Here is a 25,769-nt window from a genome sequence, read left to right as displayed (position 1 = left end):
TTGTTAGTATATAAAAAAAGCAAGCGTATTTAGCTTGCTTTATAATTTATTTTCCCATTCCTTTCATCATTTGCATCATTTTACGGCTACCGCCACCTTGCATCATCTTCATCATTTTGCTCATTTGAGTAAATTGTTTTAGTAATTGATTTACTTCTTGTATAGTAGTTCCAGAACCTTTAGCAATACGTTTTTTTCTACTTGCGTTGATTGTTCTTGGTTCTTCTCTTTCTCCAGGAGTCATAGAATGAATAATGGCTTCAATTCCTTTAAAAGCATCATCATCAATATCAACATCTTTCATCATTTTTCCAGCACCAGGAATCATTCCCATCAAATCTTTCATGTTACCCATTTTTTTGATTTGTTGAATTTGCTTCAAAAAGTCATCAAAACCGAATTGGTTTTTGGCAATTTTTTTCTGGATTTTTCTAGCTTCTTCTTCATCATATTGTTCTTGGGCGCGTTCAACTAAAGAAACAACATCTCCCATTCCCAATATTCTATCTGCCATTCGGTCTGGGTGAAAAACGTCAATAGCTTCCATTTTCTCTCCAGTACCAATAAATTTAATTGGTTTATCAACTACAGATTTAATTGATAAAGCTGCACCACCTCTTGTATCACCATCTAATTTTGTAAGTACAACACCTTCAAAATTCAAAATATCATTAAAAGCTTTAGCTGTATTTACAGCATCTTGTCCTGTCATAGAATCTACAACAAACAGCGTTTCTTGTGGATTTACCGCTTTATGAATATTAGAAATCTCGGTCATCATTTCCTCATCAACTGCTAATCGACCAGCGGTATCAATAATAACTACATTTTTACCTGTTTCTTTTGCATGTTTAAGGGCGTTTAATGATATTTCTACAGGGTTTTGGTTTCCAACTTCAGCATAAACTTCTACACCAACTTGCTCACCAACAACTTGCAACTGATTAATTGCAGCAGGTCTGTATACATCACAACCAACTAATAAAACTTGTTTAGTTTTTTTAGTTTTTAAGTAATTAGCTAATTTTCCTGAAAAAGTGGTTTTACCAGAACCTTGTAGACCAGACATTAAAATTACCGTTGGAGTACCAGATAAATTTACACCAACTGTTTCTCCACCCATTAGCTCTGTTAATTCATCCTTAACAATTTTAACCATTAATTGGCTAGGGTTTAATGATGTTAAAACATCTTGCCCAAGAGCTTTTTCTTTAACGGTATTGGTGAAATTTTTAGCAATTTTAAAGTTAACATCAGCATCTAAAAGAGCTCTACGAACTTCTTTTAAGGTTTCAGCAACATTAACTTCTGTAATTTTTCCGTGTCCCTTTAAAACGTGTAGGGCTTTATCTAACTTATCACTTAAATTATTAAACATATTCTGGCTTCAATTTTGAGAAATGCAAAGATAATAAAAATGTGCTAAAATGGTTTTTTTTAGACGTCATTTTATTTCATTCTTAATTTCAAAATTTAGGTGTTTTTAAACTAAATACTAATGTAATTCAACTAGATGTACTTTTAAAAACTATATTAATTTTGTTATTAATGTTACATAAGCAAGCTATAACGTTATAGTGATATTTATTACAATTTAACTCAAATTATTAGGTGAAATTTGCACAGAAATTTTAAGAAAATGAAAAAAATTATAGTTATAGGTGGTTTGTCGGCAGGTCCTTCTGCTGCTGCAAAAGCAAGAAGAGAAAATGAACAAGCTGAAATAATTTTGTTTGAAAAAGGAGCAAATATTAGTTACGCAACTTGTGGAATGCCGTATGCATTTTCCGGAGTTATAGAAAGTAGAGATAATTTAATGGTTGTGAAACCTGAATTATTACAGAACAGATTTAATATTGATGTTCATTTAAATGAAGAAATTGTTAAAATTGATACTCAAAATAAGTTAGTTTATTCTAATAAAGGCGATTATAAATATGATAAGTTAATTTTTGCTACTGGAGCAAGTTCAATTGTTCCACCAATTGGAAACATTAAGTTAGCAAATAATTGGTCTACATGCCGTTCAATGCCAGATTTTGACAAAATAATGTCTGAAGGTATGGCTACAAGCTCTAAACATGTAACTGTTATTGGTGCAGGTTTAATTGGTGTTGAAGTTGCTGAAAATTTAAAGGAAGCAGGTAAAAATGTTACTTTAATTGAAGGCTCTACACATGTTTTAAATATGTGGCAACAAAAATTTGGAAATTTTGCAGGTAATGTATTGTCTTCTGAAGGAATAGAAGTTTTAACTGAAAGTTTAGTATCAAAATTTGATATAGATGAAAATGGTAAAATTAAAGCAGTTGTAACTAAAGATGGTGGAAGTATACCAACTGATTTTGTTATTTTAAGTGTTGGAATTAGACCAAACACTCAATTATTACTTGAAGAAGGAGCTGAAGCTATTGGTAATGGAGCATTAAAAGTAAACGAGTTATTAGAAACATCAATTAGAGATGTATATGCAGCAGGTGATAATGTTTCTATTAAAAATTTACAAACTAATGAGTATGATTATTTTCCTTTAGGAACACATTCAAATAAGGCTGGTAGAGCAGCAGGAGCAAATGCAGTTGGAAGAAATATAGAGTTTAAAGGAGCGTATAAAACAGCTATTGTAAAAGTGTTTGATTATACGTTGGCTAGAACAGGTATGAATGGAACAGCATTAACGGAAAAAGGAATTCCATTTAAAACGGTATTAACAATTGCTGGTTCAACACCAGGTTATTACCCAGATCAAAAAGATTTAATTACTGAAATTTATTACAATCCAGATACTGAAGAAATTTATGGAGCAGAGTTATTTGGAGAGGTTGGAGTTGATAAACGTGTTGATGTTTTAAGTACTGCAATTTACGCTAAACTTAAAATAACAGATTTAGCACAGTTAGATTTAGCATACGCACCTCCATTTTCCCCAGCTAAAGATCCTGTTGTTGTTTCAAGTTATGTAACTGAAAATGTTTTAAATAATAGAAGTAAGCAAATTTCAGTTGAAGAGTTAGCAGAGCTTATTAAAGAGACTTCTAAAGATAATTATTTGCTAATTGATTCAAGAACAGTTGAAGAATATGAACAAGGTACAATTCCTGGAGCTATAAATTATCCTTTAGATCAATTAAGACAACATGTTGATTTTATTAAAAGTCAAGATAAAAAAGTAGTTATTTTCTGTCAGAAAGGATTAAGAGGTTATTTAGCTGAATTGATTTTAAGAAATAATAACTTAACTAATATAGTTAATGTAGCAGGTGGTTTTAAATTATGGTCAATGTTTAGTAAAGATATTGAAATTCCAGAATTAGTTTTAATCAAAAAATAAAGAATACAATTTAATTTTTAGAAATATAACAAGGAACTGTAAAATATACTACAGTTCCTTTTTCTTTTTCACTTTTAATCCAAATTTTTCCTTTATGAATTGTAATAAATTCTTTACAAAGTAAAAGTCCTAAACCACTTCCTTTTTCATTATTTGTGCCTAATTCTGTTATATTATTAATAAAAACAGAATCAATTTTATCAGGTTTAATTCCAGTACCATAATCTTTAATTGAAATTTGAATAAATTGATCTATACATTTATTTGCATTTATTTCAATCCTACTATTTTTATAAGAAAATTTGATACTATTAGTAATTAAATTTCTAAAAATTATTTGCATTAAATTAAAATCTATAAAAACATTAATATCAGAATTAATATTATTAATTATAGTTATTTCTTTTTGTAAGGCAATTGTATAAAAACTATCAATAATTGTGTTAACAATATTTGAAAGGTTATAAATTTTAAAATCTGGCTCTATTGAGTTTAATTGAGATTTAGACCAATACAGTAAATTATCAATAAGAGTTAATGTGTTTTTTGAACTCTGTTGAATTATTTCAGAGTATTTACGTTGTTTATCGTCTAAATTAGGCGATTCTACTAATAAATCTGAAAAGCCTATAATATTATTAAATGGGCTTCTTAAATCATGCGAAATAATTGAAAACAATTTATCTTTTGATTTATTTATATTTCTAATGTTTTTATTTTTTAACTTTAATTTATTTGAAAATTGTATTACTTGCTCTTTTGCAATTACTTGCTCTTTATAAATTAAATATACAACTGCGGTGTTAAATAAAATTAAAAAACTAAAAGAAAGAGATTTTATTAAAAGCTGATCATGTTTTTCTAATAAGTCAATGTTTAAAAAATAAATTTCTGGAATTATATAGTATACTAGTTGAAAAGCAATAATTTGTGAAACTGCTATTAAAAAATGCTTAAAAATATTCAAATCAAATAATGCAGCAATAGCTGGATAGGTTACTACAACAAGTAACGCATAAGACCAAACAAAATAATGTGTAGAGTGCGTTGAAAATAAAATGGCTGTGATAAAAAGTTGAATTTCAAAATAATAAATTCCTAAATTTTGAGCCACTTTTAATTTTTTGTTGGCTAATAACTTATATACATAAAAACAGACTAAAATGTTTATTGCTTCTAAAATTACAGCAAAATAAGTTTGGTAATAAAAGGATAAAATTAAACATGAAAATGCGATAATATTTGAGAAAACTGTTATTCCAGTAATCTGTCTATATTTTCGTTTTTCATCAATATCCCATTTAGAATCAACAAAAAAGTTTAATTTTTTATGAAAATAATTTTCTAGCAACACTATACATTATGTTTAAAATATTAAACGAATGGTATAGATTTTTTTAGTTATAAGCTAATATAGTGATTTAAAAATAAAATTAAAATATAATTATTATTGATTCTTAAATTTATGGTTTTATGTTTTTTTTAAATTTAAAAACTAATTATAGTTTAATTTTTAGCTTTAATAAATTTAATAGAAGAGGTATTTACACAATATCTTTTTCCAGTAGTATCTTTTGGTCCATCATCAAAAATATGCCCTAAATGGCTATCACAAGAAGCACAAACAATTTCAGTTCTAATCATTCCATGGCTAATATCTCTAATATAATTTACAGTTCCTTCAATAGCATCATCAAAAGAAGGCCAACCACAGTGAGATTCATATTTACTTCCAGATTTAAAAAGTTGTAAACCACAAGCGCCACATAAGTATGTGCCTTTTTCAAAATGATTTGTATATCCGTGTTCTCCAGGAGCATCAGTTCCTTTTTGTCTTAACACAAAATATTCTTGAGGTGTTAATTCCTTTTTCCATTCCGCTTCACTTTTTTCTACTTTTTTTATCATAATTGGATTCTTTTTTTGTTGAGAAAAAACACTAGTCGAAAGCAGTGTTACTATAATTAAAGTTTTAAATAATTTCATTTTTAGGTACTCTTTTAATAAACTCAATAACTCTATTAATAACTTGGTCATCTTTTAAAATTCTAGTATGCCCAAGTCCATTGGTGATCAGCAGTTCACCATTTATTAGTTTTTGACGAATATTTTGAGCACAACTTACAGCAACTTCTTTATCTTCTGTATCATGAATAATTAAAGTAGGAATTTTAACATCTTTTGCGGCAATATGTGCAGAGTAATTATCAATACTTTCTTTAAATTTCTTTAGATAAAATAATTTCATTTTATCAACAATAACTGGTTTCAATTTTAATTTTTTTATAAAATTTATAATAATGTCAGTTATAATATCACCAGCACCAATAGAAATTAATTTTTTAACTTTTAAGTTTTGCTTTACAGCATTTAATACAGCCATACCACCTAATGAGTGCCCAATGGCAATTTCAAAAGGTCCCAACTTTTTTTCTAATTGATGAATAGTAGCAATAAAATCTGGCATCATAGTAGCTTTTCCAGAAGATTTACCATGAGCAGGAGCATCAAAACTAATTGTCATATAACCATTTTCTAAAAGTTTATCGGCAATTTTATACAATTGAGTTCCTCTACCTGACCAACCATGAACTAAAAGCACTTTCTTTTTAGAATAGCCATAGGTATAAACCATAACATCTCTTTGAATACTATTGATATGGTGTATACTTTTTTGAGCACTTTTAGCCATTATTTTTTCCCTTTCAGGAGTTTTAAATCTAATAGGAGTTTTAAAAAGTTTTACTGCAAATTTTGTAGCCAAATTGTGACTGAAAAACTGTAATATGTGTCCTATAAATATTAAAACCTTTGGAACTTTAACTCCATTATTAATAGGTTTTTGTGAACTTTTTGCTTTATGCATTAAAAAATGTTTATTTTGTGCGTAAATATAGAATTTGTATTTTAGAAAACATTCAACCAATTAAAAAAACTGAATAATGAAAAATTTTATCGCTTTAGCACTACTAACACTATTTTTAGTAAGTTGTAGTACCGTACCAATTACAGGAAGAAAACGAATAAATTTAGTGAGTGATGCCCAAGTGTTACCTACTAGCTTTGCACAATATGATGCCTTTTTAAAAGAAAACAATATTTCTAGAGATGTAAAACAATCTTCTGAAATTCAAAATGTTGGGATGAAAATTTCAAAAGCCGTAGATAAGTTTATGCGAGCTAATGATATGGTAAGTGAAGCAAATAGCTACCGTTGGGAATTTAATTTAATAGAAGATGAAACGGTAAACGCTTGGTGTATGCCAGGAGGTAAAGTAGTTTTTTATACAGGTATTTTACCAATATGTGCAAATACTGATGGAATAGCTGCTGTTATGGGGCATGAGGTTGCTCATGCATTTGCTAAACATGGTCAAGAGCGTATGACTTCATCTTATGCTCAACAATTAGGTGGAGTAGCGGTTGCAATAGGTACAGCTAATAAGGATCCTAAAAGTAGTGAATTATGGAATTTAGCGTATGGAGTAGGTTCTACATTAGGAATGCTAGCATATAGTAGAACTCATGAAACTGAAGCAGATAAATTAGGAATGGTATTTATGATTATGGCTGGTTATCAACCACAAGAAGCAGTTAACGTTTGGATAAGAATGAGTGAGCGAGCAGGATCTAGTAGTCAGCCAGAATTTTTAAGTACACATCCATCAAACCAAACACGTATTAAAAATTTAAAAGCGTTTATGCCTGAAGCTATACAATTAGCAAAAAAATACAGTGCAGAATAGATTACTACTAGGTAAACAAATTAGAACTTAAAAAAAATGTATATTGAACCGTTCAAATTTTTGAACGGTTTTTTTATTTTAAAATATGTTACAAAAAGGTGATAAGAAATTAATTAATGCTTGGGCATTTTACGATTGGGCAAATTCAGTTTATTCTTTAGTAATTAGCACTGCAGTTTTTCCAATTTATTATAGTAGTTTAACTGAAGCCTTTGCTAATATTGAAGGAAAAATTACTTTTTTAGGCACGCAATGGAATCCAACAACTTTATATAATTACACACTTGCATTTTCCTTTTTAATTGTTGCATTTCTGTCTCCAATTCTTTCTGGAATAGCAGATTATACCGGTAATAAATTAAAATTTTTGAAAGCATTTTGTTTGTTTGGGTCTATTTCGGTAGCTAGTTTATATTTTTTTGAAGGAAAAGACACCTTATGGGTAGGTATTGTTGGAACTATTTTTGCAAGTATAGGTTTTTGGGGAAGCATTGTTTTTTACAATGCCTATTTACCAGAAGTAGCATATCCAGAAGATCAAGATAGAGTTAGTGCAAAAGGATTTATGTTAGGTTATTCAGGATCAATACTGTTATTATTGGTTAGTTTAATTGCAATTAATAAACCTGAAGTATTTGGTTTGGCTAATGCAGGTATTGCTTCTAGATTAACGTTTGTTCTTGTTGGAATTTGGTGGTTTGGATTTGCACAAATAACTTACAGAAGATTGCCTAATAATGTGTTTAAAAGAAAACCAGAAAAAGATTTTATTTGGAAAGGTTTACATGAATTAAAAATTGTAGCTGCAGAATTAAAACATCATCCAGAACTAAAATTCTTTTTATCTTCTTTTTTTATGTTCAGTGTTGGTGTTCAAACAATTGTTTTAATGGCTGGAATATTTGGTAGTAAAGAGCTTGGTTTACCTACACTTGATTTAATAGCAGTAATATTATTAGTTCAAGTTGTTGGAATATTTGGAGCGTTTGCATTTTCAAGGTTGTCAAAAAAAATAGGAAATTTAAGTTCATTAAAAATTACAATATCAATTTGGGCAGTAATATGTTTTATAGCATTTTTGTTAGATAAAAATCAAGAAAACGTACAATATTATTTTTATGCTTTAGGAGCATTAATCGGTTTGGTAATGGGAGCAATTCAATCATTATCACGTTCAACATATTCTAAATTATTACCAGAAACTAAAGATCATGCAACTTATTTTAGTTTTTACGATGTTGTTGAAAAAGTAGCCATAGTAGTTGGTATGTTTTTATTTGGTTTGTTAAATTCTATTACTAAATCCATGCAATGGAGTGTATTGTTTTTAGCAATTTTCTTTTTAATATCAGTTGTTTTGTTGAAATTTGTTGGAAAAACAAAGTATGTCCAATAAATCAGATTATATTGTTGTTGGAGGAGGAGTTGTTGGTTTAGCAACAGCCTATAAATTACAAGAAAAATTCCCAAATAAAACAATTACAATTTTAGAAAAAGAAGCCGAGGTTGGAATGCATCAAACAGGACGAAATTCTGGTGTAATGCATTCAGGTATTTATTACAAACCAGGAAGTTACAAAGCTAAAAATTGTAGAAATGGTCATGCTCAATTAGTTAAATTTTCAAAACAAAATAATGTAAATTTTGATGTTTGTGGTAAAATTATTGTTGCAACTTCAAATGAAGAAATTCCAGGTTTAGAAAATATTTTTCAACGAGGATTAAAAAACAAAACAGAAGGAATATGTTATTTAACTTCAGAAGAATTAAAAGAAAAAGAACCTTTTATTAAAGGTGTTAAAGCTATTTATGTGCCTACTGCAGGAATTATAGATTATGTTGGTTTATGTAAAACGTTTGTTGAAAAAGTTAGAGCTATAAACCTTAAAAGTCAATTTATTCCAAATTGTGAAGTAAACGAAGTTATTTCAGAAAAAAACAATTCAATTTTAAAAACAAGCATTGGTGATTTTTCAGCCGAAAAAGTTGTGTTTTGTACAGGTTTACAATCAGATAGAGTAGCTGAAAAAGATAATTTAGAATTAGATATGCACATTGTTGGTTTTAGAGGTGATTATTACGAATTAACTGCTGAAGCAAAACACAAAATAAAAAATTTAGTATATCCAGTTCCTGACCCAAAGTTTCCTTTTTTAGGTGTCCATTTTACACGAATGGTTGATGGTAGTATTGAATGTGGACCTAATGCTGTTTTTACTTTTAAGCGTGAAGGTTATAACAAAACTAGTTTCAGTTTAAAAGATACATACGAAGCGTTAAAGTTTAAAGGAACTTGGAAATTGTTTGGTAAGCATTGGCGCAAGGGAATTGGAGAGTATAAAAGAGCATTTTCAAAAAGGTTATTTATTAAAGAACTTCAAAAATTAATGCCTTCTATAACTGTTAATGATGTAAAAGTAGCTAGATCTGGCGTACGTGCACAAGCTATAGATTATGGAGGAAATATGGTGGACGATTTTAAAATAATGAAGCATAATGGAAATATTCATGTAATAAATGCTCCTTCACCAGCAGCTACTGCTTGTTTAGCTATTGCTGATGAAATTATAAAAGTAGTTGTAGAATAATATCAATGATATTCCTGCGGAGGTAGGATTTTAAATACCTATTTATTGTGAAATTTTTTCAAAAAGAAATAAAATTAAGTCCATATAAAAGAGGTTTTCATTTAATTACTTCTAAAATTGAAGATGCATTTCCAGAAATTAAACATATAAAAGTTGGACAGCTTCAAGTTTTTATAAAACACACATCAGCAAGTTTAACTATTAATGAAAATGCAGATCCTTCAGTTAGAGTAGATTTTGAAAGTCATATAAATAAAATGATTCCTGAAAATATGCCCTATTATATTCATACTTATGAAGGACCTGATGATATGCCTGCACACATTAAAGCTTCCCTTTTAGGACCTTCAATTCAAATTCCAATTACTAACGGAAACCTAAATTTAGGTACTTGGCAAGGAATTTATTTATGCGAACATAGAGATTATGGTGGTTCAAGAAAATTAATAATTACTGCTTTTGGTGTTTAGATTATGGAATAATTTAAAATATTCTATTTAAGCGGAATATTTATTATTATTCCTTTTAAAGGGAATAAATTTGCTTTATGTAGTTTAAACTATTATATTTGAATTATAAAATAGTTTAAAGTGTATGACTAGTATAATAACTGGCGATATAATTAATTCAAAAATGATAGCGCCTAGCATTTGGATGCCTTTATTAAAACAGGCGTTAAGTTGGTATGGTTCAGAACCAATGCAATGGGAAATTTATAGAGGAGATAGTTTTCAATTAGAAATAAACCCAGAAAAAGCTTTAGAAGCGGCTATTTTAATTAAAGCAACTGTAAAAAATGTGAAAGAATTAGATGTTAGATTAGCCATTGGAGTTGGGGATAAAATATATAATTCTGAAAAAATTACTACTTCTAACGGTACTGCTTTTGTAAATTCTGGCGAATGTTTTGAAAACTTAAAAAAAAGTACTTTAGGTTTTAAATCTGCAGATGAAAATTTAAATATTCAACTTAATTTATTGTTTGATTTAGCGCAGTTAACTATGAATAGTTGGACACAAAAATCTTCTGAAATAGTTAAAACAGTAATAGAAAATCCAAATTTGAATCAAAAAGAATTGGCTAAAATTTTGAATAAAACACAAAGTGCAATTAGTAAAAATTTAAAAATTGCTGGTTTTGATGAAATTATGAGAATGGAAACGTATTATAGAAAATTAATAACCACATTATGATTGCTTTAGTTTTAAAATTATTAATAGCTCATACAATTGGAGATTTTGTTTTTCAACCACGTAAATGGGTGAAAAGTAAAGAAAAAAAGAAACATAAATCTCCTTATTTATATTGGCATATTTTAGTTCACTTTATAGCTTTACTTACCGTTTTTCAATTTAAAACTGACTATTGGTTAGGAATATTAGTAATTATAATTTCACACTATATAATAGATTTAGTAAAACTAAATTTAAAAAAGAAATTAAACAGTAGATGGTTGTTTTTATGGGATCAATTAGCTCACATAGTGGTAATTGCATTTGTGGTTAATTTATACAAACCCTTTGTAATAGATGTAAATGTTTTGTTTTCTTCAAAAGTGCTATTGTTTGTTTTATCAATTTTAATGGTAACAGTTGTTTCATCTATTAGTATGAAAGTAATAATTTCTAAATGGGAAATTAAAAGTAATTCAACTAAAAAATCGTTAGAAGATGCAGGTATGTATATTGGAATTATAGAGCGTTTATTAACATTTGTATTTATAATTACCAATAACTGGAGCGCAATAGGTTTTTTGTTGGCTGCAAAATCTATATTTAGATTTGGTGATTTAACAAATTCTGATGATAGAAAACTAACCGAGTATATTTTAATTGGTACTTTAATAAGCTTTGGATTGGCAATATTTACTGGGTTAGCTTATAATTACGTTTTAAAAATACTTTAGTGTTAATTTACTAATTCAGAAAAAAAATACTGCTCAAAATGGTTTAAAGCATTGTTTAAATTTTGTGTTGCTTGTTCGCTTAACCCTATTTCAATATTCCATTTAAATCCTTCTATTTTTATTACGTAGGCTTTTGGAGTTTTATTGTAAATAGTTTCACATAAATTTAAAATCTGATTTGGTGGAACAGCATGTGTTGAAAATGTAACTTGTTCAGCAGGAAATATTTCTTCAATTAAAAACCCATTTTTAAGCTGATTTTTACAGGCATCAATAAATATAACCGTATTGTAATCTGCTATTATTTCGGCATCTTCAACCATTAATTGGTATTTGCAAAGTAAATTGTCTGAATTATAACCTTTCTCTTCTAATATATCTAAAAAGCACCAACCAAGTCCATCATCTTTACGTGTATTGTTTCCAATACCTATAATAAGTGTTTTATCTAACTTTTTCATCTATAATATTTCCTTTTGAATCTTCTAGTTGAACAATTAAAGGCATTTGACCTAAAGCGTGTGTGGCGCAACTTAAACATGGGTCATAAGCTCTAATAGCAATTTCTATTTGATTTAACATTGGCTCTGTAATTTCTGGCTTATTATTTAGAACATTTTGAGCAACCGATCTAACTCCTCGGTTCATAGCTTCATTATTATGCGTAGTAGAAACAATTAAATTACATTTTGTAATTAAACCTTTGTCATCGGTATGGTATTCATGAATAAGCGTTCCTCTTGGAGCTTCAATAATTCCAATACCTTTATTTCTTGGAGTACCTTCTCTAACTAAATCATCTCCCATTAATTCATCATCTAATAATAATTCTTTCATTAATTCAGCACAATGTAGCATTTCAATTAAACGTGCCCAATGCGTATGCATAGTCATATTATTAGGTTTGTTTTGAGTGTACAATTTGAAAATTTGTCGTTCTATTTCAGCTAAAGGTGTGTTTATATGCGAGCATGTATTTAATCTTGCTAATGGTCCAACTCTGTTCCAACCTTTTTCACGGCCATATTTGGTCATATAAGGGAATTTTAAATAGGACCAAGGTTCAACAGCTTCTTTAAAATGATAACTATATTCAATATCTTCAATATTTAATAATTCATTTCCTTCTGAATCTACAGAACGTAAGCGACCATCGTATAATTCTAAAGCTCCAGTTTCTTGATCTACTAAACCTAGATGATTTGAAGGATATTTAGCAAAATTATCAATCCATTCAGCATTATCAGTATGATAGGTTTTCATGAAATCTATAATTTCTTTAGACCATTCAATCATGGTATCTACATTTGGAATTTGTTTACCATCCAAAAAGTATTCGCGTTCTTCTTTTGTAAATGTTTTATGAACTCCACCAGGAACAGCCAAAATTCCATGAATTTTTTTACCAGCTAAAGCTTTGATAATTTCTTGACCAAATTTTCGCATTAAAATTCCTTTTTTTGCGAGTTCTTGATTAGATTCAGCAACAGCAACAATATTTCTTTTTTCAGCAGGAGCATTTATTCCAAATAACAAATCTGGTGAAGCTAAATAGAAAAAATGTAGAGAATGTGATTGAAAAACTTGACCGTAATGCAGTAATTTACGCAATTTTGTAGCTGTTGGAGATAAATTTTCTGGATCTACACCAACCAATTGATCAATGGCTTTTGCTGCAGCTATATGGTGACTTACAGGGCAAATACCACACAAACGTTGCACTAACACTGGAGCTTCCCAATAAGGATGACCTTGTATAAATTTTTCAAAACCTCTAAATTCAACAATGTGTAAAAAAGCATCGTCAACTTCACCGTTTTCATTCATTTTAATGGTTACTTTTCCGTGTCCTTCAACACGAGTAACAGGTTCTATAACTATTTTTCTTTTGTTCATTTGCTCAATTTTAAAGGTTAATCGTATTTAAATTCAGGATATGAAATAGAATATTCTTCTTCAAACAGAATATTTTTTACTACATTCCAAATATGATTAGCGTTTGGTGGGCAACCAGGAATGTGGTAATCTATTTTAACAACCTCATGATTGGCATATACTTTATTTAAAATTTTAGGAATATCTTCGTGATTAGGTATTAACGTTTCGCCTTCTTCGCTTGTAATAGAGTTTAAATACGCTTCACGTAAACATTCTTCTAAAGGAACAGTATTTCTAATAGCTGGAACTCCGCCCCAAATTGCACATTCGCCAACAGATACTAAAATATCGCAATTTTTACGGAATTCACGTAAAACTTCAATATTGTCGGTATTACAACAACCACCTTCAATTAGACCAATATCGCAACGCTTTGAAAATTTTTTAATATCGGTTATTGGTGATTTGTTAAATTCAACTAATTCTATAACATCTAAAATACCTAAATCAATATCTAATAGAGACATATGGCAACCAAAACAACCTGCTAATGATGTGGTAGCCACAACTTTTTTTTGTTGGTTGGTTGTTTTATGTTTTTTAATATCATGTAAAGGAATGTTTTTTCCTGCGTTTGAATTATCGAATTGGCGATCTCCAAAAGGTTTACCAAACGATTTTCCTTTGACTAAAATGGAGCCTGTTGGGCAAATTTGCATGGCATGTTCGGCTTGTGCTTCAGAAAGTTTAGCTTCTTGTTCATAATCTACTGAAACCAAAGTTTCGTTACCTCTATTGGTAAAGTTAAATACTTTAAATCCATCATTAGTTATTACTTCTTCAATACAGCGTTTACACTTTATACAACGGTTTTGATTTACAACAATACGTTCTGGGCGTGCATCTACAATTCTATCAACAAATAAATGTGGAAAACGTGTGTAACGTATTCCGGTTTCGTATCCTAAATTTTGCATTTGGCAATCACCACTTTTTTCACAAGAAGGGCAGAAGTGGTTTCCTTCAACAAACATCATTTCTAAAATAGCTTTTCTAGCATCTAATAATTCGGGTGTGTTTACTTCAATATCCATTCCATCATCAATAGAAACTGTACAACCTGCAATTGTTTTACCATTTTGTTTTACGGTACAAACTCTGCAACTACCAAGTGGATTTAAGTGTTTGAAGTAACACAATGTTGGAATAAAAATTCCGTTCTGTTTTGCTGCTTCAATAAGGTTTGCGCCTTTTTCTGCTTTACAATCTCTACCGTCTATTTTAAATGATACTTCTTTCATTTTTATTGTTTTACAGTTGTGTATCTTTAATTATACTATCAAATTCATGAATGGCATCTTCCATATCAAATTCTACATTTTGAAATTCGTTTGAAGGCGCAATTTTTAAATTGAAATAATCTTTAAATTTATCTATGGAATAGATTAGTGAATTTGGCGAAGATTTTCCTAAACCACATCTGCTTGCTAGTTTAATAACTTTTCCCCATTCTTTAATTTCATTTACATCGTCTTGTGAAGCTAAACCACGTTGCATTTTTTTAACTTTTTCGTTTAAAATAAAGTTTCCAGCTCTACATGGTGTACAAACGCCACAAGATTCTTCTTTAAAAAATTCCATAAAATTTCGAAGTATATGTAAAATATCTCTTGTGCGATTGAAAACCATAAAACTTCCACCACACATTATATCTTCCATACAGATTTTACGATCAAACTCGGCTGGGGAAATACACTCGCCTGAAGGTCCGCTAACTTGTATATAATATGGTGCTGTTGCTTGACTAAATTCTATTCCTAATAATTCTCGAATTGAAGTTCCGTATTCAATTTCATAAATACCTGGTTTTGCTACATCTCCAGAAATACTTATAAGTTTTGTGCCAGGAGTTTCTTTAGTTCCCATGCTTAAAAAGAAATCTTCACCTAGCTCAATTATACGAGAGGCATATGCTAAAGATTCCACATTGTTTACAACTGTTGGTTTATGGCGAAAACCATGTTTAGTTGCACTCCACATACGTACAGGTGGTTCGCCTCGGCGACCTTCCATAGATTCTATTAAAGCTGAAGCTGCTCCACAAACGTAAGAACCTGCACCTAATTGAATGCGTATATCAAAGTCAAAATCTTTAACACCTTGAATGTTTTTACCTAATAAATTTTGATTGTAAAACTCTTGAATTAAATCTTCTAATTTTTGTTTGAAGTATTGATATTCAGCACGTAAATAAATAATTCCTTCTTTTGCTCCGGTGGCATAACCAGCCAAAATCATACCTTCAATAACTAAACCTGGAGTATGTTGGAAAATTGCACGATCTTTAAAAGTTCCCGGTTCACCTTCATCTGCATTACATATAATATATTTTTCAGTGTCTTCGTTTCGTTTACAAGCTTGCCATTTGTAACCAACATCAAAAAATGCTCCACCACAACCTTTTAATTTAGATTTATAGATTTTATCAATTATTTGTTGAGAAGAGAATTTTAAACCTTCTTTTATACTTTTTCCTAATTCATAATTTCTAAAAATAACATTTTTGTCTTCTGGTGAATAGTGTATTTTACTAATTGTTTTACTAGCAAAGTCTTTTACATTTTCACCATTTCTAATTTTTTGAATAATATTTTTAACTTTAGTAGGCGTTAAATCTGTAAAAGGTTGAAAATTAATTAAAGCGGCTGGTTCTTGATCACTCATTCCAATGCATGAAGTTTCAAATAATGAAAATTCTTTATTTCCGTATTCTCCAAAAGTACAGCCTGTTTGTTTTTCAAAAGTTGCTTTTACATCTTCAAAACCTTTTAGGTCTGAAATAATGCTATTATTTAAGTAAATTACGTGTTTTCCCGTAGGTTTGCTATGGTAAAAATGATAGAAAGAAATAACACTTTTAATTTCTACTTTTGAAACATTTAATTCTTTAGAAATTTTTGAAATTGCTTCATCTGAAACATAGCCAAATTTATGTTGATATTCCCATAGTTTATTTAACAAAAATGTTCTGTCCATTTTTAATGAAATTAGATGTAACTAAAGTTACGAAGAAATTAAACGTTTTTTAACTATTTCAAACGTTTTCGAGCGATTTATTTAAAATAAAATAAAACCTAGTAACCATTTTTTATTTGTTAATATTTTTTTAATTAATTGATTTAGAATTGATAAAATTTTCTTTTTTTTTAGATATTACATTTATTAAAAAATTAATAATTGTACTATTTGAATAATATTTATGTAAAAAAATGTTTAAACATAGATTGTTTTTTAATTTTTATTTAAATTTTCTAACGTTTTTGTAAAGTGTTAAAATTGAGTGTTATGGATTAAATCATCATATTCAGTAACGGCTTTTTCCATATCAAATTCAATGTTACAATCTTCTCCACAAACAGAAACTTTAAGGTTAAAATAGTCTCTAAATTTATCTATTGCTGTTATAAAAGTAGTTGAAGCGTATTGACCAAGTCCACATCTACTTGTTAGTTTCATTAATTGTCCCCATTGTTTAATGTCTTCTAAATCTTTAGAGGTAGCAATTCCACTTTTAATTTTTTTAATTTTTTCAAGAAGTAGTTGATTTCCAGCTCTACATGGCGTACAGCTACCGCAAGATTCAATTTTAAAGAAATTTATAAAGTTTTCTAATATTTGAATAATACTTCTATATCTATTAAAAACCATTATACAACCACCACAAATTAAATCTTCTTTAGAAATTTTTCTATTAAATTCTGTTTTGTTGATACACTCACCAGATGGACCCGTAATTTGAACATAATGTGGGGCAGTTGCTTGACACATTTCTGCGCTTAAAATCTGGTTTATTGTTGTTCCCCATTCTATTTCATAAATACCTGGTTTTCCAATATCTCCAGAAATACTTAATAATTTAGTTCCTTTACTTTTAATTGTTCCAATGTTTTGGAAAAAGTCGCTTCCTAATTCAATAACTCTAGCAGCCATTGCTAGTGTTTCAACATTATTAACTACGGTAGACATGCCTAAATATCCAATTTGAGTTGGAAAATGTTTTCGTATACGTGGTTCTCCACGTTTACCTTCCATACTTTCAATAAGTGCAGTTTCAGCTCCGCAAACATAAGCTCCTGCGCCTAATTGTATTTCAATATCAAAATTGAAATTGGCAATCCCTAAAATATTTTTGCCGAGTAAATTTTCCTCGTACATTTTTTGAATTTGTTTTTCAATTATTTTAATTAAGTATTTATATTCTGCACGTAGATAAATAAAACCTTGTTCCGCACCAGTTACATAACCAGCAGTTACCATTCCTTCTATAACTAAACCAGGTAAATTATTTAGCAAAGCTTTATCTTTAAATGTTCCAGGCTCACCCTCGTCGGCATTACAAATAATATATTTTTTTGCAGTTTTAGCATTTTTAGAAAAATTCCATTTATTAGCGGTAGGGAAAAATGCACCACCTCGTCCCGATACATTAACCTTTTCAATTTCGTCTAATACCTCATAAGGTGATAAGTATTTTAATTTTTTTATACTATTACCTGTTGTATACTCTCTGAAAAAAACGGTTTTATTTTCTGGAGGTGTATATTGAATGGTACTTTTAGGATTGTCTTCAATTTCTGTTATGTCTTTACCATTTTTTAGATGCAGTATAATTTTTGAGACTTTTTTAGGAGTGAGTTTTGTAATTGGATAAAAATTTATTAAAGCTGCAGGCTCTTGATCGCTTAAACCAATACATGAAGTTTCAAATAGTGAGAATAATGAATTTTCAGAATATTTTCCAAAGCTACACCCAGTTTCTTTTTCAAAAGCATTTTTAACTTCTGAAAAGCCTTTAAACTCTGATACAATACTATTGTTGAGGTAAACAATGTATTTACCAGTTGGTTGCATGTGAAAGAAATGGTAGAAAGAAACTACACTTTCTATTTCAATTTTCGAAACTCTTAATCTTTGAGCAATCTCCGTAATAGCTTCATTAGAAATGTATCCAAATTTATTTTGAAATTCCCAAAGACGAGTCATTAGTTTTGCTCGTTCCATTAGAAATTAGATTAAAGTTTAACATTAGCTTCTTAAAGTTACAATATAAATGATTGATAATCAATTAGTTTTAATGGAATTGCGAATAAAAATAAAAAGCTAGGAGTGAATTATTATTTATTTAATAAAAATCTTATATAGCATTTAATATTTGATGAAATATGTTTTTTATTATGAATAATTTAAATTATTGATGTTTGTAGTGTGAATTTTAAAACTAAAAAATAGTTAATTTCTTGTTAATAATTCAATTACAAAAAAAGATAAAATGGTTTTATTAATTGTAAATTTGACGCTTAATTTTTTAAACAAACAACAACACAATGAAAAAACTAATTACACTTTTAACAATTTTAGTGACAGTTTCGGTTACTGCACAAAACTTTCAATTACACAGAGATTTGGAACGAGGACATTTTACAACAACGTTCGAAATGTTTAAACCAGATAAGTATGGTAATACATTTACTTTTGTGGATTTTGATTACAACACTGCAAATGGAATAAGTGGAGCTTATTATGAAATTGCTCGTGTTTTAAAAACTGAAAAAATGCCAGTAGGTGTCCATGTTGAGTACAACGGAGGTTTAGGAACTTTTGATTTAGGTGAAGGTTTTTCTGGAGGTTATACTATTAATGAGGCTTGGATTTTTGGTGCAAATTATGGTAAATCAAATGCTAAATGGGGATTTTCAACATATGCAGGTTATAAAGCTTTTACTGGAGCTGATGGAGAAGCAAATTTTCAAGTTACAGGAACTTGGTATTGGAATTTAATTGCAGATAAATTAACATTCACAGGTTTTGCTGATTTATGGACAGAAAATGGTTTAACCGATAATACAGTATTTTTAGCTGAACCACAATTATGGTATCATTTAAACAAAACTTTTTCAGTAGGTGGAGAGCTTGAAATTTCTTCCAACTTTGCAGTTGATAACGATGCTATTAAAGGAAGACCAACTTTAGCAATTAAATGGAACCTTTAAAAACTGAATTATGTTAGATAAATTTTTTAAAATAAGAGAGAATAAATCGACCTTAAAAACAGAGGTAATTGCAGGTATTACAACATTTATGACAATGGTGTATATTTTAGCAGTTAACCCAGGTATTTTAAGTGCAGCAGGCATGGATAAAGATGCTGTATTTACTGCAACGGCTTTATCTGCAGTAATTGCTACATTGGTAATGGCTTTAGTAGCTAAATTACCTTTTGCTTTGGCTCCAGGAATGGGATTAAATGCATTTTTTGCATTTACAGTAGTATTGGGAATGGGCTACTCTTGGGAATTTGCTTTAACAGCAGTGTTTTTGGAAGGTATCATATTTATAATTCTTACAGCTTTCAATATTAGAGAGCTAATTGTAAACTCCATTCCATTAAATCTAAAACATGCTGTATCAGTAGGTATTGGTTTGTTTATTGCTTTTATTGGTTTAAAAGGAACCGGTTTAATTACAGATAATCCAGCAACTTTAGTGCAGTTGGGAGATATGAAAAACCCAGCAGTTTATGTTGGTTTAGTAGGCGTTTTAATTATTGGTGTATTATTAACCAAAAAAATTAAGGGAGCTATTTTAATAGGTATTTTAGTGTCAACAATATTAGGTTTATTTGTTGGGGTTACTGTAATTCCTGAAGATTTTACATTTGTTAGTTTACCTCCATCTATAGAACCTATATTTTTTAAATTCGATTTTTCACAAGTATTTACTTTAGATATGTTAATTGTATTATTTACATTTTTATTTGTAGATATGTTTGATACCGTTGGAACACTTGTAGGTGTTTCTTCAAAATCGGGAATGTTAGATGAAAAAGGGAGAGTTCCTAGAGTAAAACAAGCTTTATTTGCCGATTCTATTGGAACTTTTGTTGGTGCAATTTTAGGTACTTCTACAGTTACAACGTATGTTGAAAGTGCTGCAGGAGTTGCTGAAGGTGGAAAAACAGGTATGACAGCCTTAACGGTTGCTATAATGTTTGCTTTATCGCTTTTCTTTGCTCCATTATTTATGATAATTCCTGCTGCCGCAACGGCTCCAGCGTTAATAATTGTTGGTTTGTTTATGATTTCACCAATTATGAAAATTGATTTGAATGATTATACTGAAGCAATTCCGGCATTTTTTACTATTGTTATGATGCCTTTAACTTATAGTATTGCTGAAGGAATAGTATTTGGAATGCTATCGTATGTTCTTTTAAAACTATTAACAGGTAAATTCAAAGAAATTAAACCTATAATGGTAATTATTGCTATTCTATTTATTATTAAGTTTTTTGTTTAAATAGAATAAAAATCATAAAAATAAAAAGGTGTACAAATTTGTACACCTTTTTATTTTTAAATTAGTAGAAAAAAATGAATAAAGTTCAAATTATATTTTTAATAGCAATTTTACTTATGAGTTGTAAAGAAAATTCAAAGCAAAAAAACACATTTGAAAAAGATTTAGAAATACTTCAAAATATTGAAGACTTAATTATTCTGAAAAATAATGAAGCTATGATAGCTGTTTCAGGTGCTTACCAAGGGAGAGTGTTTACAAGTTCATCAAATGGTTTAAAAGGGAAGAGTTATGGATATTTCAATAAAGCGTTAATTAAACAAGGTAATTCAAATAACAATTTAGCTGGTTTAGGTGGGGAAAGTAGAATGTGGTTTGGACCTCAATTTGGAAAGTTTTCTGTGTTTTTTGAACTAAATTCTCCACAAACGGATGAAAATATTATTATTTCTCCCGATCTGAATTCGGTATTATTTGAATTAATTGAAAAAGATGATGAATCTATTACTTATGGTAGTAACTTAAAAATTAGAAATTCGAATTCTTATGTTTTTGATTTAAAAGCAAAACGAAAAATCACAATTAAATCTACTGAAAAAATAAAAAAAGAATTAGACATAAATTTAAATGAATATATAAAATCTGTTGCTTTTAGTGCTGAAACTTGGATTCAAAATATTGGTAAAACACAATGGAGTAAAGAACAAGGGTTACTTTCAATTTGGGATTTAGGTTGTCAAAATACTTCACCAAATACTGTAGTTATTATTCCAACTAGAAACAATTTAAAAACTGTAACTAATTATTTTACGCCTTTAGAAAAGGATAGAATTAAAATTCAAAACAATGTAGTTTTCTACAAAGCTGATGCTTTATATATGAATAAAATAGGTATTTTACCTGAAAATTGCATGGATATGTATGGCAGCTATTCCCCTGAACTAAACCTACTCACTGTAGTTAAGTTTAATTTTGAAAATGAAGAAATGTATGTTAATTCTGAAAAATTTCAATCTAACCCATACAAAGGTGATGTAATAAATATTTTTAATGGTGAAGTAAATGAAGAATTAGATAGAAACTGGCCTTTTTATGAACTTGAATTTTCTTCTTCGGCAAAAGAGTTAAAGCCTAACCAGATAATGTATCATAATCAAACTATTTATCATTTTGAAGGAGCTTTAGAATATTTAAATGATATTTCAATTAAAGTTTTTGGTGTAAACATTGATGAAATAAAGATTTAACAAAAAAGACCTTTTAAAATTTTTTAAAAGGTCTTTTTTATTATTTATAAGGTAATTTTATTCTTCAATATGACTTCCTTTTATAGGAGTTGATTTGTTTGGTAAAATTAAGTTTAAAATTACACCAACTATAGAAGCTAATCCAATTCCAGCTAAAGAAAAATTTCCATAACTAATTTGCGCTCCACCAATTCCAATTGTTAAAATAATTGATACAATTACTTGGTTACGAGTTTTAGAAAAATCTGTTTTTGCATCTACTAATGTTTTAATACCAATACTAGCAATCATTCCAAAAAGTAATAGCATAATTCCACCTAAAACAGCTGAAGGGATAGTTTTTAATAGGGCGCTAATTTTTCCAACTAAAGAAAATACAATTGCAGTAACAGCCGCAATACGTAAAACTCTAGGGTCTACAATTTTTGTTAGAGCAACAGCACCAGTAACTTCAGAATATGTTGTGTTTGGTGGTCCTCCTAAAAATCCAGCGAATGCAGTTGCAACACCATCTCCTAATAAAGTTCTATGTAAACCAGGATCTTTTACAAATTCTTTTTCTGCTACACCACCAATGGCATACATGTCTCCAATATGTTCAATAATTGGAGCAACTGCAACAGGAATCATATAAATTATAGCTGCCCAATTAAATTCTGGAGTTGTAAAATCTGGTAAAGCAAACCAAGCAGCTTCATTTACAGATGAAAAATCAACCAAACCAATTATTATTGAAATAATATATCCAACAGCAATAGCTATAAAAATTGGAATTAACTTAATTAAACCTTTAGAGAAAACTACAATTACTATTGCTGTAGCAAGTACAGTTAAAGCAATTGGCCAATTACTTTTTGCCATATCAACTCCTACTGAAGCTAAAGACAAACCAATAATCATAATTACTGGTCCAACAACTATGGATGGAAATATTTTTTCAATAACTTTTAATCCCCAAAGTTTTATTATTGCTGAAACAATTCCATAAACTAGTCCAACAGCAATTAGTCCACCAAGAGTTCCGGGATAACCATAAAGTTTTGTGGCAGCTACAATTGGAGCTATAAATGCAAAACTACTTCCCAAAAATACAGGGACTTTTCCTTTAGTTATAATGTGGAAAATAAGTGTACCTACACCAGCGGTAAATAATGCTACAGCAGGATCAATATCAATTAATAAAGGAACTAGAACAGTTGCTCCAAAGGCAACAAATAGAAACTGGATTCCTACTAGTGTCCTTTTATAAGGGTTAGTAAAACTCTTTATAAGAGTTTTGTTTTCAGTTGATTTCATTTGGGTGTTTGTTTAAAAATTACGCTAAATTAATTATAAAAATAAAGCAACCTAAAATTTTACTTTTAGATTGCTTTAAAAACTGTAATTTATAATAATTCTATTTAGAATTTTACATGTACGCTTGCAATAAAGTTTCTTCCAATGTTTTGTATACCGTCTGATTTTAAACGAGATAAATGAGAAATATAGGCTTTATCTAAAGCGTTATTCATATTAAAATTAAAATCTAAATCAATTTTATTTAATGAAATAGAACTTCCAATTCCTAAATTTAATAAGTTGTAACTTTTTGAAGCTGTTTCAAATAAGCCAACATTGTCTTGTTCAAAAGTGTTTTCATACGTTAAAGAAATAAAACTATTCTTAAAATTCCCCATTGAATTAAATTCAGCTCTTAAAGTATTTGTTAGTTTATTAGCAGGGATTAAAGGTAAATACTCACCGTTATCTTGTTTTCCAATAACCATTTCAAAGTTACTGTATAAATGTAGCCAATCTAGTGGGTGAGGATGTATATGCAATCCAAATTCACCTCCATACAATTTTGCATCGTCTTGTACATATGAGTATACATTATAACCATCTTCAACTTCACCAGTTGGATTGATAAAAATATAATCTGATATAAAATTGTAGAAACCATTTACTGAAATTTCAACATGATCTGTTTTATATTCTAAAGCTAAATCACTTTGATAATTGCGTTCGCTGTCTAAATCATTATTTCCTAATTCAAAACGATTTGTTCCGTGATGAACTCCATTTGAAGTTAATTCAGATAGGTTAGGAGCTTTAAATCCAGAAGCTATGTTTAATCTAGTTTCAATAGTGTTAAATAATGTTGTTTTATAGCCTAATGAAGCTGAAATATTTTCAAAGCTTTTGTCTATAGCATTAAAAATATGTTCTTCGTCTTCGTGCGCAATAATATGTTGTTTGGTATCTAAATTTCTATAATCAAAGCGCACACCACCTTGTAAACTATGTATTCCACTTGTGTAAATAGCAGTTGCCATTACACCAATATCATTAATTTTAGCATCTGGTATTAAAATTTCTTCGCCATTATTTTTGTTTGTTTGGTGCATTCCTTGAACGCCAACAATAGCTTCAAATTTTTCAGATTTTGGTAAATGCCATTTTACATCATAATTATATGTTTTTAGTTTTAAAAGAATTGAAGGATCTAAAGCTTCTTCATGTTCATCATGCTCGTCATGTTCTTCATCTTCATCGTGATCTTCATCTTCATGTTCTTCTCCTTCTTCATGCTCATCATGGTCGTGTTCTTCAAATTCTTTTCGAGTATTAACTGTATAACCACCAATTGCAGTAATTTTAGACTTTCCTAAAAATATAGTATTGTCAAAACTTACTATTTTTGTTGTTAAATCTTGATAAGGTATTTCTAAATGTTTTTCGGTAGTTTGCTCTCCAATTTCTTCTGGAATACCAATTTTACTGTGATTGTATGAAAAACGTACTATACTTGATATAAACTTATTGTTATATCCAATTGCTGAATTAAAATTAGTTTCATTAAATCTAGTATTACTCACTCTGTAATCATCTCCAGTTTTGTAATCACTATGTTCACTTCTAGAACCATTTGCTAAAAATTTAAATGAATTAAATGTTTTTTTAAATCCGAATTGTGTTTTTCTTCCTTCAGTATTTGAATAAAAAGTATGACCAGCATTCACATCTAAAGCATCAGTTTTTGCAAATTTTGTTGGGTTAAAATACAAAACACCTCCCAAAGCATCAGAACCATATAGTAAGGAAGCAGGACCTTTAATTACTTCTAAACTTTCAATACTAGATTCATCAACGCCTAAACCATGTTCATCTCCCCATTGTTGGTTTTCTAATCTTATTCCTGCATTGTAAACTAAAACTCTGTTTCCTCGTAAACCTCTAATTACAGGTTTTCCAATTCCAACTCCGGTTGAAACTGTTTCAACACCAGGAATGGTATTTACACCATCACTTAATGTTACAGCACCTTGGTTTTGAATTTGTTGTAATGTAACTTTTTCAACCTTCATTACATTTTGACTTTGTAATTTGTTGAATGGTGTTGCTATAATTACTTCGTCCATTTTAAAAACAGACTCTTCCATTAAAAAGTTTAAAACTGTTTTTGTATTTGTTAAAGTAATTGTTTTTTGAATTGTTTTATAACCTAAATAAGCTACAGTAATTTCAATAGGTGTTGATGGTAAGTTATTTAATTCATAACTTCCATCTTGTTCTGTTGAAGTTCCTATTTGTAAATCTTCAATATAAATTTCAACATCAGCTAATAGATTGTTGTTAGCATCAGTAACAATACCAGACAGCGATTGACTGTTTATAATAGTTGTAAATCCTAAAAAAAGGATAAAAATTATTTTTTTCATGTTGTAGTTTGTTTA

General features: G+C 29.1%; 21 protein-coding genes. 10 read left to right on the top strand and 11 right to left on the bottom strand.

Annotated features, from left to right (window positions below; genetic code table 11):
* Positions 1–46: 46 nt before the first annotated feature.
* On the bottom strand, positions 47–1,378 hold the full coding sequence (gene ffh / locus R3X25_RS13210) for a signal recognition particle protein (protein ID WP_317675394.1): 1,332 nt from the start codon (positions 1,376–1,378) through the stop codon (positions 47–49).
* A gap of 261 nt (positions 1,379–1,639) precedes the next feature.
* On the opposite strand from ffh, the gene R3X25_RS13205 reads away from it, so the two are divergent.
* On the top strand, positions 1,640–3,331 hold the full coding sequence (locus R3X25_RS13205; RefSeq protein ID WP_317675393.1) for an FAD-dependent oxidoreductase: 1,692 nt from the start codon (positions 1,640–1,642) through the stop codon (positions 3,329–3,331).
* 10 nt (positions 3,332–3,341) lie between these two features.
* Here the strand turns inward: R3X25_RS13205 and R3X25_RS13200 are convergent, their stop codons facing one another.
* The 3 genes from R3X25_RS13200 to R3X25_RS13190 all read right to left on the bottom strand — a co-directional run bounded on the left by R3X25_RS13200 (position 3,342) and on the right by R3X25_RS13190 (position 6,197).
* On the bottom strand, positions 3,342–4,685 hold the full coding sequence (locus tag R3X25_RS13200; RefSeq protein WP_317675392.1) for a HAMP domain-containing sensor histidine kinase: 1,344 nt from the start codon (positions 4,683–4,685) through the stop codon (positions 3,342–3,344).
* A gap of 152 nt (positions 4,686–4,837) precedes the next feature.
* Entirely contained in the window at positions 4,838–5,317 is a 480-nt protein-coding gene (gene msrB, locus R3X25_RS13195) for a peptide-methionine (R)-S-oxide reductase MsrB (RefSeq protein WP_317675391.1), read from the bottom strand.
* Positions 5,304–6,197, bottom strand: coding sequence for an alpha/beta hydrolase (locus R3X25_RS13190; protein WP_317675390.1), 894 nt, complete (start codon positions 6,195–6,197; stop codon positions 5,304–5,306). The genes msrB and R3X25_RS13190 overlap by 14 nt, the downstream gene beginning before the upstream one ends.
* 76 nt (positions 6,198–6,273) lie before the next feature.
* Here R3X25_RS13190 and R3X25_RS13185 point away from each other — a divergent pair, with 76 nt between their 5' ends.
* The 6 genes from R3X25_RS13185 to R3X25_RS13160 all read left to right on the top strand — a co-directional run bounded on the left by R3X25_RS13185 (position 6,274) and on the right by R3X25_RS13160 (position 11,572).
* Positions 6,274–7,077: a M48 family metallopeptidase gene (locus R3X25_RS13185; protein WP_317675389.1), complete on the top strand. Its 804-nt coding sequence runs from the start codon at positions 6,274–6,276 to the stop codon at positions 7,075–7,077.
* Positions 7,078–7,162: 85 nt separating this feature from the next.
* On the top strand, positions 7,163–8,473 hold the full coding sequence (locus R3X25_RS13180; RefSeq protein WP_317675388.1) for an MFS transporter: 1,311 nt from the start codon (positions 7,163–7,165) through the stop codon (positions 8,471–8,473).
* Positions 8,463–9,665 carry an L-2-hydroxyglutarate oxidase gene (gene lhgO / locus R3X25_RS13175; RefSeq protein ID WP_317675387.1) on the top strand — a complete coding sequence of 401 codons (1,203 nt, stop codon included), beginning with the start codon at positions 8,463–8,465 and terminating at the stop codon, positions 9,663–9,665. The genes R3X25_RS13180 and lhgO overlap by 11 nt, the downstream gene beginning before the upstream one ends.
* A gap of 47 nt (positions 9,666–9,712) precedes the next feature.
* Positions 9,713–10,135, top strand: coding sequence for a secondary thiamine-phosphate synthase enzyme YjbQ (locus R3X25_RS13170; RefSeq protein ID WP_317675386.1), 423 nt, complete (start codon positions 9,713–9,715; stop codon positions 10,133–10,135).
* 124 nt (positions 10,136–10,259) lie between these two features.
* On the top strand, positions 10,260–10,859 hold the full coding sequence (locus tag R3X25_RS13165; protein ID WP_317675385.1) for a SatD family protein: 600 nt from the start codon (positions 10,260–10,262) through the stop codon (positions 10,857–10,859).
* Positions 10,856–11,572: a DUF3307 domain-containing protein gene (locus R3X25_RS13160; protein ID WP_317675384.1), complete on the top strand. Its 717-nt coding sequence runs from the start codon at positions 10,856–10,858 to the stop codon at positions 11,570–11,572. The genes R3X25_RS13165 and R3X25_RS13160 overlap by 4 nt, the downstream gene beginning before the upstream one ends.
* A 2-nt stretch (positions 11,573–11,574) precedes the next feature.
* On the opposite strand, the gene R3X25_RS13155 is transcribed toward R3X25_RS13160, so the two are convergent.
* The 5 genes from R3X25_RS13155 to R3X25_RS13135 form a co-directional block, all read right to left on the bottom strand.
* Positions 11,575–12,033 carry a hydrogenase maturation protease gene (locus R3X25_RS13155; RefSeq protein ID WP_317675383.1) on the bottom strand — a complete coding sequence of 153 codons (459 nt, stop codon included), beginning with the start codon at positions 12,031–12,033 and terminating at the stop codon, positions 11,575–11,577.
* Entirely contained in the window at positions 12,017–13,468 is a 1,452-nt protein-coding gene (locus R3X25_RS13150) for a Ni/Fe hydrogenase subunit alpha (RefSeq protein ID WP_317675382.1), read from the bottom strand. The genes R3X25_RS13155 and R3X25_RS13150 overlap by 17 nt, the downstream gene beginning before the upstream one ends.
* Before the next feature lie 17 nt (positions 13,469–13,485).
* Complete coding sequence (locus tag R3X25_RS13145) at positions 13,486–14,751, bottom strand: 2Fe-2S iron-sulfur cluster-binding protein (protein ID WP_317675381.1); 1,266 nt, start codon at positions 14,749–14,751, stop codon at positions 13,486–13,488.
* A 10-nt stretch (positions 14,752–14,761) separates the two neighbouring features.
* Positions 14,762–16,486 (bottom strand): NAD(P)H-dependent oxidoreductase subunit E, encoded by a 1,725-nt coding sequence (locus R3X25_RS13140; RefSeq protein WP_317675380.1) that lies wholly within the window; start codon positions 16,484–16,486, stop codon positions 14,762–14,764.
* 294 nt (positions 16,487–16,780) lie between these two features.
* Positions 16,781–18,511, bottom strand: a complete 1,731-nt coding sequence (locus tag R3X25_RS13135; RefSeq protein ID WP_317675379.1) for an NAD(P)H-dependent oxidoreductase subunit E — start codon at positions 18,509–18,511, stop codon at positions 16,781–16,783.
* A 323-nt stretch (positions 18,512–18,834) separates the two neighbouring features.
* Here R3X25_RS13135 and R3X25_RS13130 point away from each other — a divergent pair, with 323 nt between their 5' ends.
* The 3 genes from R3X25_RS13130 (at position 18,835) to R3X25_RS13120 (ending at position 22,053) form a co-directional block, all read left to right on the top strand.
* Positions 18,835–19,500 (top strand): DUF5020 family protein, encoded by a 666-nt coding sequence (locus R3X25_RS13130; protein WP_317675378.1) that lies wholly within the window; start codon positions 18,835–18,837, stop codon positions 19,498–19,500.
* A 10-nt stretch (positions 19,501–19,510) separates the two neighbouring features.
* Positions 19,511–20,806, top strand: a complete 1,296-nt coding sequence (locus tag R3X25_RS13125) for an NCS2 family permease (RefSeq protein ID WP_317675377.1) — start codon at positions 19,511–19,513, stop codon at positions 20,804–20,806.
* 74 nt (positions 20,807–20,880) lie between these two features.
* On the top strand, positions 20,881–22,053 hold the full coding sequence (locus R3X25_RS13120; RefSeq protein WP_317675376.1) for a DUF6786 family protein: 1,173 nt from the start codon (positions 20,881–20,883) through the stop codon (positions 22,051–22,053).
* Positions 22,054–22,110: 57 nt separating this feature from the next.
* On the opposite strand, the gene R3X25_RS13115 is transcribed toward R3X25_RS13120, so the two are convergent.
* Together R3X25_RS13115 and R3X25_RS13110 are read right to left on the bottom strand one after the other, a co-directional pair.
* Positions 22,111–23,349 (bottom strand): uracil-xanthine permease family protein, encoded by a 1,239-nt coding sequence (locus R3X25_RS13115; protein ID WP_317675375.1) that lies wholly within the window; start codon positions 23,347–23,349, stop codon positions 22,111–22,113.
* 104 nt (positions 23,350–23,453) lie between these two features.
* Positions 23,454–25,754 (bottom strand): TonB-dependent receptor, encoded by a 2,301-nt coding sequence (locus R3X25_RS13110; RefSeq protein ID WP_317675374.1) that lies wholly within the window; start codon positions 25,752–25,754, stop codon positions 23,454–23,456.
* Between the last annotated feature and the right edge of the window lie 15 nt (positions 25,755–25,769).

The sequence above is a fragment of the Lutibacter sp. TH_r2 genome (assembly GCF_033101135.1).
GTDB lineage: Bacteria > Bacteroidota > Bacteroidia > Flavobacteriales > Flavobacteriaceae > Lutibacter.
The sequence above is the reverse complement of the archived record's forward strand: the minus strand, read 5'-3'. Positions and strand labels throughout refer to the sequence as shown.